Annotated in this window: 8 protein-coding genes; 3 read left to right on the plus strand and 5 right to left on the minus strand. The window is 70.1% G+C overall.

The annotated features are described in order from the left end of the window. Positions 1 to 155: 155 nt before the first annotated feature. Positions 156 to 395 (minus strand): DUF167 domain-containing protein, encoded by a 240-nt coding sequence (locus KGQ19_RS52950; RefSeq protein ID WP_212012902.1) that lies wholly within the window; start codon positions 393 to 395, stop codon positions 156 to 158. A 319-nt stretch (positions 396 to 714) separates the two neighbouring features. On the opposite strand from KGQ19_RS52950, the gene ileS reads away from it, so the two are divergent. Beyond that, complete coding sequence (gene ileS, locus KGQ19_RS26095; RefSeq protein WP_212012904.1) at positions 715 to 3,921, plus strand: isoleucine--tRNA ligase; 3,207 nt, start codon at positions 715 to 717, stop codon at positions 3,919 to 3,921. Positions 3,922 to 4,112: 191 nt separating this feature from the next. Here ileS and KGQ19_RS26100 read toward each other — a convergent pair whose 3' ends face one another. Beyond that, complete coding sequence (locus KGQ19_RS26100; protein ID WP_212012912.1) at positions 4,113 to 4,601, minus strand: hypothetical protein; 489 nt, start codon at positions 4,599 to 4,601, stop codon at positions 4,113 to 4,115. Position 4,602: 1 nt separating this feature from the next. Here KGQ19_RS26100 and KGQ19_RS26105 point away from each other — a divergent pair, with 1 nt between their 5' ends. Continuing rightward, positions 4,603 to 4,797 carry a hypothetical protein gene (locus tag KGQ19_RS26105; RefSeq protein ID WP_212012914.1) on the plus strand — a complete coding sequence of 65 codons (195 nt, stop codon included), beginning with the start codon at positions 4,603 to 4,605 and terminating at the stop codon, positions 4,795 to 4,797. A 209-nt stretch (positions 4,798 to 5,006) separates the two neighbouring features. After that, positions 5,007 to 6,392 carry an NYN domain-containing protein gene (locus tag KGQ19_RS26110; protein WP_212012916.1) on the plus strand — a complete coding sequence of 462 codons (1,386 nt, stop codon included), beginning with the start codon at positions 5,007 to 5,009 and terminating at the stop codon, positions 6,390 to 6,392. Here KGQ19_RS26110 and KGQ19_RS26115 read toward each other — a convergent pair. From KGQ19_RS26115 to KGQ19_RS26125, 3 genes are all read right to left on the minus strand, one after another. Beyond that, a complete protein-coding gene (locus KGQ19_RS26115) occupies positions 6,325 to 7,248 on the minus strand; it encodes a TauD/TfdA dioxygenase family protein (protein WP_212012923.1) in 924 nt (307 codons plus the stop codon). The genes KGQ19_RS26110 and KGQ19_RS26115 overlap by 68 nt on opposite strands. 3 nt (positions 7,249 to 7,251) lie before the next feature. Beyond that, a complete protein-coding gene (locus tag KGQ19_RS26120; RefSeq protein ID WP_212012925.1) occupies positions 7,252 to 7,881 on the minus strand; it encodes a TetR/AcrR family transcriptional regulator in 630 nt (209 codons plus the stop codon). A 65-nt stretch (positions 7,882 to 7,946) separates the two neighbouring features. Then, positions 7,947 to 8,915 (minus strand): phosphotransferase family protein, encoded by a 969-nt coding sequence (locus KGQ19_RS26125; RefSeq protein ID WP_230419452.1) that lies wholly within the window; start codon positions 8,913 to 8,915, stop codon positions 7,947 to 7,949. Positions 8,916 to 9,049: the final 134 nt, after the last annotated feature.

The following is a 9,049-nucleotide window of genomic DNA, read 5'->3' on the forward strand; positions in this document are numbered from 1 at the left end:
TTCCCGTCGAACACATGCGCACCAAACATTCACTCGTTCGGGCTAAGTCGCCGGGAGAGGCGCCGGAACTGGGCGTTCCCCGCGGGTCCGCCCGGTTCAGCCGAGCAGGTCCCGCACCAGCTCGCGCACGGTATCCGGGTCTTCCGAAGAAACACCTAAGACTTTGTCCCGCGAGCTGGCTCCCATGATTTTAAAGATGAAGTACAGATCAACAGCACCGCCCGGCGCGGCATTCCCAGCGCCTCGGCGACCGCCCGAAGCGCCGCCTCGGTCGCCGCGCCGTCGATCGCCTTCGCCGAAACGGACACGATGAGTGACGTCTGGCCGTACCGTCCGCCGACCCGCGTACGCGAACTCCCCGGCTTCACGCGAATTGGAATTCGGACCTCCTCCATACCCCTTACAATGACACCAGTACCCGAGCAGGCAGCGACGGGACGAGTAGCGCGGCGGGAAAGCCTCAGCGATCCGGGGACGGTGCGAGCCCGGAGGCGGACGCCGCGCGAAAATCACCCCCGAGCCGCCGGAAGAAAGGGCACCAGCCCCAGTAGACCCGGCCGGATACCAATGAAGTGGACATATCGTTGACCACGGTGTGTCAAGGAGGGTGGTACCGCGGTACCGGCGCCCCTATATAGAGAGTGGCTCTATAGAGGAACCGCCTGTGTCGTCCCTTCGTCGGTTTAGGACCTACGACGGAGGAAGGCACCGCGCATGACAGCGCAGGATTCGAGGCTCTACCGCCCCGTGAACGCCCAGCTCGATCTCCCGGCGATGGACGCCGAGATCATCGACTTCTGGCGCGGCGCCGACATCTTCGGCAAGAGCCTGCAGGCCACCGAGGGCGCGCCGACCTGGACCTTCTACGAGGGCCCGCCGACCGCGAACGGCCGGCCCGGCACCCACCACGTCGAGGCCCGCGTCTTCAAGGACGTCTTCCCGCGCTTCAAGACCATGCAGGGCCACCGCGTGGACCGCAAGGCCGGCTGGGACTGCCACGGCCTGCCGGTGGAGCTCGCGGTGGAGGCCGAGCTCGGCTTCACCAACAAGCAGGACATCGAGGCCTACGGCATCGCCGAGTTCAACGCCAAGTGCCGCGAGTCGGTGCGCCGGCACGTGGACGCCTTCGAGAAGCTCACCGAGCGCATGGGCTACTGGGTGAACACCGACGAGGCGTACTGGACGATGAACCCGTCCTACGTCGAGTCGGTGTGGTGGTCGCTGAAGCAGATCTTTGACAAGGACCTGCTGGTCCAGGACCACCGGGTCGCGCCGTACTGCCCGCGCTGCGGTACCGGCTTGTCCGACCACGAGCTGGCGCAGGGCTATGAGACGGTCGTCGACCCCTCGGTCTACGTCCGCTTCCCGCTGACCTCCGGCCCGCTGGCCGGCACCACCTCGCTGCTGGTCTGGACGACCACGCCCTGGACCCTGGTCTCCAACACCGCGGTCGCCGCGCACCCGGACGTCGCCTACGTCGTGGTCACCGACGGCGCCGAGCGCGTGGTGGTCGCCGAGCCGCTGGTGGACAAGGCGCTCGGCGAGGGCTGGGAGCCCACCGGCGAGTCGTTCACCGGCGCCGAGATGGAGCGCTGGACCTATCAGCGGCCGTTCGGACTCATCGACATCCCGGACGCCCACTACGTGGTGCTGGCCGACTACGTCACCACCGAGGACGGCACCGGCCTGGTGCACCAGGCCCCGGCCTTCGGCGCCGACGACCTGGCCACCTGCAAGAAGTACGACCTGCCGGTGGTGAACCCGATCCGCGGCGACGGCACCTTCGCCGAATCGGTGCCGATGGTCGGCGGCGTCTTCTTCAAGAAGGCCGACGAGGTCCTGACCTCGGACCTGCGCGAGCGCGGCGTGCTGTTCAAGCACCTGGAGTACGAGCACAGCTACCCGCACTGCTGGCGCTGCCACACCGCGCTGCTCTACTACGCGCAGCCGGCCTGGTACATCCGCACCACCGCGTTGAAGAACGCGATGATGCGCGAGAACGACGCCACCAACTGGTTCCCGGACAACGTCAAGTACGGCCGGTTCGGCGACTGGCTGAACAACAACATCGACTGGTCGCTGTCCCGCAAGCGCTACTGGGGCACGCCGCTGCCGCTGTGGGTGTGCCAGGAGGGCCACGTCACCGCGGTCGGCTCGCTGAAGGAGCTCGGCGAGCTGTCCGGGCAGGACGTCTCGAACCTGGACCCGCACCGGCCGTTCGTGGACGACGTGACCATGCCCTGCCCGCAGTGCGCTGAGCCTGGTCGGATCGCCACCCGGGTCCCGGAGGTCATCGACGGCTGGTACGACTCCGGCTCGATGCCGTTCGCGCAGCACGGCTACCCCTACGCCGAGGGCTCCGTCGCGGCCTTCGAGAACGCCTACCCGGCCGACTTCATCGCCGAGGCCATCGACCAGACCCGCGGCTGGTTCTACTCGCTGCTGGCGATCGGCACCCTGGTGTTCGACAAGTCCTCTTATAAGAACGTGCTCTGCCTCGGCCACATCCTGGCCGAGGACGGCCGCAAGATGTCCAAGCACCTGGGCAACATCCTGGAGCCGATCCCCTTGATGGACCAGCACGGCGCCGACGCCGTGCGCTGGTTCATGCTGGCCGGGGGCTCGCCCTGGTCGGCGCGCCGGGTCGGGCACGCCACCATCCAGGAGGTCGTGCGCAAGACCCTGCTGACCTACTGGAACACGGTCTCGTTCCAGGCCCTCTACGGCCGCACCGGCGGCTGGTCGCCGTCGGCCGCCGACCCGAAGCCGAGCGAGCGCCCGGCCCTGGACCGCTGGGTCCTGTCCGAACTCAACGTCCTCATCGGCGAGGTCACCGCCGCCATGGACGAGTTCGACACGCTCAAGGTCGGCAAGCTGCTGTCGGCGTTCGTGGACGACCTGTCCAACTGGTACGTCCGCCGCGCGCGCCGCCGCTTCTGGAACGCCGAGCCGGCCGCCATGGCCACCCTGCACGAGGCGCTGGAGACGGTGACCAAGCTGATGGCGCCGATGGTGCCGTTCATCACCGAGCGGGTCTGGCAGGACCTGGTGCGGCCGGTGGACCCGCAGGCGCCGGAGTCCGTGCACCTGGCCGAGTGGCCGGTGGCGGACGCGGCGCTGGTCGACCCCGAGCTGGCCGAGCACATGGCGCTCACCCGGCGCCTGGTCGAGCTGGGCCGGGCCACCCGCGCGGACTCCGGGGTGAAGACCCGGCAGCCGCTGTCGCGGGCCCTGGTCGGCGCGCCGGGCTGGTCCGGGCTGCCCGAGGAGCTGCGGGCGCAGCTGCTGGAGGAGCTGAACGTGGTGACGACCTCGCCGCTGGCCGACGCCGGCGGGGACCTGATCGACTACAGCGCCAAGGGCAACTTCCGGGCCCTCGGGGCGCGGTTCGCCAAGCGGACGCCGCTGGTCGCCGCCGCCATCGCGGCCACCGACGCGGCGGCGCTGGCCACGGCGCTGCGGGCTTCGGGCTCTGCGACGGTGGTGGTCGACGGCGAGGAGCTGACCGTGGCGCCCGAGGAGGTCATCGTCACCGAGACCCCGCGCGAAGGCTGGGCCGTGGCCACCGCCGGCGGCGAGACCATCGCGCTGGACCTGCACGTCACGCCGGAGCTGCGGCGCGCCGGGCTGGCGCGGGACGTCGTGCGCTTCCTGCAGGAGACGCGCAAGGCGACCGGCCTGGACGTGGCCGACCGCATCACCCTGACATGGGCGGTGCTGGACGGCTCGGCCGCCGGCGCCGAGAGCGCCGAGGCGGTGCGGGAGCACGCGGCAATGATCGCCGACGAAGTGCTGGCGCTGGAGTTCGCCGAGGGCCCGGTGCCGGCCGCCGGGGATCCGGCGGATCTGACGGCGTTGCGGGCCGCGATCGCCGGGGACGACGATCTGGGGTTGAAGTTCCGGATCGCTAAGGCCGGCTGAGGCCGGGTGGTCTGAGGCTGGATGGTCTGAGGCTGGATGGTCTGAGGCTGGATGGTCTGGGGCTGGGAAGGCCCGGGCTCCGCTGCATGCGGGGCTCGGGCCTTCTTCTTCGGCTGCTTACTTCGGTCGGTCGGTCAGTCAGCTCGCTCAGCGTCCTTGTTCAGCAGGCTCGACCAGCTCAGCCGTCTTATTCAGCTGATCGGGATGTCCCGGATCAAGATGATCCCGGTCACGCTCCCGCCCACTCCGTTCCCGACGGCCTGCGCCCAGTACATGTTGAAGGTCGACCCGTTGGCCGGCGCGTCGATCACGATGTCCCCGTGCAGCGGCTGGCCCGGGATCATGTCGCCGTCGCCGTCGCTGTTGTCCTGCAGGGTCCAGGCGGAGTCCATCTCCTCCAGCTGCAGGCCGTTGCCCTGGTCGTCGACCGCCGAGGCGTTGCCGAACATCCCCATCATCAGCGAGATCTTCTGCCCGCTCTGGTTGTCGGCGTAGAAGTGGACCACGAGCTTGCCGGACGGGTTGCGCACGGCCTGGAGCTTGATGGTCAGGGCGTGGCCGACCGGCGCGCCCTTGGGGTAGGTCGCCGTCAGCGACTTGTCGGCGTTGACGACCGTGTCGATCGGCACCGCGTTCGCCAGCTGCCCCTGCGGGGTCCAGCTGTCGGAGGCGGTCTGCACCGTGGAGACCGGGGCCGACGCCGTCGACGACGGGACGCCGGTGGGCGTCCCGGTCGGCCCGGTCGGCCCGGTCGCCGTCGCGGTTCCGGATGCCGTCGCGGTCCCGGTGCCGGTCGCCGACCCGGTGCCGGACACCAGCGCGGTGCTCCGTCCGGGGCCGTTGACCGCCAGCGACCCGCTGCTCGAACACCCCTGAAGCGCTACCGCGGTGATCGCGAGAACGCATATTCCTGTCATATTCCGCATTCGCCGGCCGTTAGGCGAGAACAGAGTCACCGGCCCCCCGAGAGTCATGCGGTCATTGTGCCGCAGGGCGCCTATTCGGCAAAGGCGGGTGACTGCCGGTCTGTCGTGTTGCCACCCTCCGCGACCATGTGACACTTTTAGCCAATGGATCGCTGTGCCGTGCTGGTAGATGCCGGATATGTGCTCGCCGCGGCCGCGAACGTGGTGAGCGGTGACCCCGGGCGGCCCGGGATCGAGGTCGATTACCCGGGCCTGGTGGCCGCGCTGACCGAGCGCGCCGCCGCCGAGACCGGCCTGCCGGTCCTGCGCGTGTACTGGTACGACGCCGCGCCGGCCACCGGACCGACCCGCGAGCAGCGCCAGCTGCGGGTCCTGGACGGGCTGAAGCTGCGGCTGGGCAAGCTGGTCCGCCGCGACGACGGCAAGTTCGAACAGAAGGGCGTCGACACCTTCCTGCACGCCGACCTCACCGGCCTGGCCCGCAAGCGCGCGGTCGCCGACGTGGTCCTGGTCAGCGGGGACGAGGACCTGCTGCACGCGGTCGAGGAGGCGCAGGAGTACGGGACCCGGATCCACCTGTGGGGCGCGGCCTCGGACTACAACCAGTCGCTGGAACTGATCGCCGCCGTCGACAAGTCGATGACATTGTCCGAGGAATGGCTCAAGCCCTATGTCTGGGTGAAGAACGCGCCGGTGTACGGCGATGAGCCCGGCTACGGACCGCCGAAACCCGACGTCGGCGTCGGCGAGCACGCCAAACCCGCGCACAAGGCGTTCCCCTCCCCGCTGGACATGCCGCAGCGGCTGCTGCACCCCACCGAGTCGCCCAAGACCCCGCTGGCCAACAGCCGGTTCCCGAAGCTGTGGCAGGTCACCTCCCCGACGCAGCGCTTCCTGGACGCCGAGGAGAACAAGAGCATGGGCCGCGCCGAGCCGATCGACGTCGGCCGGGCCTATGTGGCGCGCTGGATGGCCCGCGCCACCGAGGCCGAGCGGCGCCGGCTCACCGACTGGACCGCGACCTGGACCTGGGTGCCGCACGACCTGGACCCGGACCTGCTGCGCTTCGCCAACGACCTGGGGATCGACACCTGGGAGGCGGAGCTGGAGCCGATCAAGCACGAGTTGCGGGCCGGGTTCCTGGACGGGCTGAAGAAGTGGGAGCAGCGCGGCGCGGAAATGGCCGGGGCGATGGCTGGGGCGATGGCCGCAGCGATGGCCGCTTCCGAGGTCGCCGCGGAGCCGGCGGCATCGGCGCAGGCTCCGGTCCCGCCGAACGGCCCGGCCGTGTCGAACACGCCGGCCACGCCGGCCGCGCCGGCCGCCACGGTCCCGAACGTGCCGACCCCGGCGACCACTCCAAACACCCCGGTCACCCCGGTCACCCCGGAAAGCTCCACCGCGGCCGCCGAACCGGAGGCCCCTGCGTCCGCCCCGGCCGTCCCCACCCCGACCGTCCCGGCACCGCAGTCGCCGCCTAACGAGGCCGGTCACCCAGGATCGCAGCCCGCTCCATCACCCGGCGCTGCGGGAAGTAGTCACTGACCGCGTAGTGCTGCACGGCCCGGTTGTCCCAGAACGCGATCGACCCGGCCGCCCACTTGAACCGCACCTGGTACTCGGGCACCGCGGCCTGCTTGAACAGCAGCTTCAGCAACTCCTCGCTCTCGTCTTCCGGCAGCCCGACGATGTGCGTGGTGAAGATGGCGTTGACGAACAGCGTGCGCCGCCCGGTGCGCGGATGCCTGCGCACCACCGGGTGCTCCACCGCCGGGTACTTCTCCTGCATCTCCTTGAGCTTGGCCGGGTCCATGCCGATGCCGAACGGCAGCGTGAAGTCGTGCACTGCGACCCGGCCCTCGATCCGTTCCTTGACCCGCTCGGGCAGGAAGTCGTAGGCGGCGGCCATATCGGCGAAGCAGGTGTCGCCGCCGGCCTCGGGCACGTCCAGCGCGCGCAGCATCGAGCCGAGCGCGGGCTTCTCGCGCCAGGTGACGTCGGCGTGCCAGACGTTCTCCACCCCGGCGGTCTCGGCGCCCTTCTCGAAACGCACGATCTCCGGCACCTCGCCCCGCGGCAGGAACGGGTGGACCTCCAATTCGCCCCACATTCCCGCGAAATCACGATGCTGGGCACCGGTGATCCGGTTCTGTTCGCGGAAAAACAGGACCTTGAATTCCAACAGCGCGCGGTCGAGTTCGGCGAATTCCTCGCCGGTGACGGGCTGGCTGAGATCGATATCCGAAATCTCCGCGCCGATCAGATTGGTGCACGGCGTGACCGTGATGGCCTCGTATGCGCGGGATTCCTCGCCTTCGGGCAGGCGACGCAGTCCTTTGCGCGGGCCGGCGGTGAGATCACGGCCGGTGAGCAGGGCTTGGAGGGTGGCGTAGGGGGCCATGGCTCACTCCTGGTGCTGCTGGGGATCGGACAGGTTGTGCCGCTGGGGATCGGACAGGATCGCGGCACCGGCGGCGACCAGGGTCTGCGTGCCGACGCCGGTACCCGGGTGGCGCTCGCGGTCGGCGAGCGAGGTGATCACGAGCAGGGCCAGCAGGCGCATGCGTTCGGCGAAGACGCCGGGCGGCAGGCGCAAGTCCCTGGTCGCTCGCTGGAGCCCTGATATCAGAGCCCGGATGCTGGAGGCCTCGGGGCGTTCCAGGGCGACCGAGGCCGGATCGTACTCCGGGTACCGCATCGCCTCGGCGAGGAAACGCAGGTACCAGGACGGGATCCCGGCCTTCTCCGCGTCGGTCAGCGTCTCGGCCAGCGGCTCGACCAGGGCTCTGACATAGGTGCGGACGTCGGGATCCGGATGCGCCGCCAGGAACTCCAGGCGGCGCTCGTTGATCGGCGTCATGCGGTGTTCGTAGAGCGCCCCGACCAGCGCGGCCCGCGTACCGAAGTGGTACGCGACCGCCGAGGTGTTGCGCTGGCCGGACTCCGCGGCGATCTGGCGCAGCGACACCGCCTCGATGCCGTCCTCGGCGAAGCGTCGCTCGGCCGCTTCCAGGATCCTGATACGCGCGCTCACGCGGCGCACGTTAACGCGATCGCGTTAAAAGCGGAAGGGGCCCAGGAACTCACCGGCCCACCGGCTCAGAGCAGTCCGAAGCTACGCACCCACTCCAATCCGGCCGCGCAGAACGCCTTCTGGAACGGTCGCAGCGTCGGCAGTCCGGGCGGCGCGGGCTGGCGGCTGCCATGCATGATCATGCCGACGACGCCGGCGGCGAAGGCGTGCACGGATTCCTTCGGCGCGGCGGCGAGCAGCGGGTGCTCGGTGACGATCCGCGCCAGGTCCGGCCCCGCGTACATCCAGATATTCGGCACGAACAACGCCATGTCCAGCCACGCCGCGCCCCTGGCGGCCCAGGGCCAGTCCACGAAGTAGACGCGGTCGGCGGCGACCAGGATGTTGTCGGCGCGCACGTCCAGGTTGACCAGCGTGTCGCCGGCGCACCGCGGGATCGAGTCCGCCTCCAGCGCCGCCAGCCGGTCCAGCCGGTCGAACGCCCACGGATCGAGCCAGGCCAGGTCGTCCTCGCCAGCCGCGTGCGCCTTCGCCAGGCTTCCCCAGCCGGTGAACCCGCCCAGGCGCTCGGCGACCGGCGGCACGTCGATCGGCGAGGGGGTCAGCAGCTCGGCCATCTCGCCGAGCGCCCGCACAACCCGCCGCAGCTCCGCCGGATCCCAGTCCGGACCGGGGTTGCGGCCGTCGATCTCCTCGAAGACCAGGATCACCCAGTCGTCCTCGTCCAGCGAGCCGAGCAGCTTGGGCACCGGCGCGTCCGAGGGCATCTGCGCGGAGTACTCGGCCTCCCGGCGGTGCATAACGGGCGAGTCAGGGTTCACCTGCGCGCTGACCGCCTTGACGAAGGCCCGGCGCCCGGTCGACGTCCGCAGCCGCACCGCCGGCCCCGGCGAGAACCCGCCGGTCTGCGACACCGCCTCGACCAGCTCTCCCCCGCCCACGATCTCCAGGACGCGGGCCCGCAGGTGCTCCGGCACGGTGGTCCACGGGGCGCGGACCCCGGAGGCTGCGGGAATCGGTGATCGACTCGTCATTCCGGCATGATGCCGGGAACCGCTTCGGCCGTCACCTCGATTACGGCGGATGGACTGGCTGCGGTCTGGGTTGTGCTGCGGGTTGCCGTCTGGGTTGCGGTCCCGGTCACGGCCCCGCCGGTGGCCGTCCCACC

It is taken from the genome of Catenulispora pinistramenti (genome assembly GCF_018274385.1).
Taxonomy (GTDB): domain Bacteria; phylum Actinomycetota; class Actinomycetes; order Streptomycetales; family Catenulisporaceae; genus Catenulispora; species Catenulispora pinistramenti.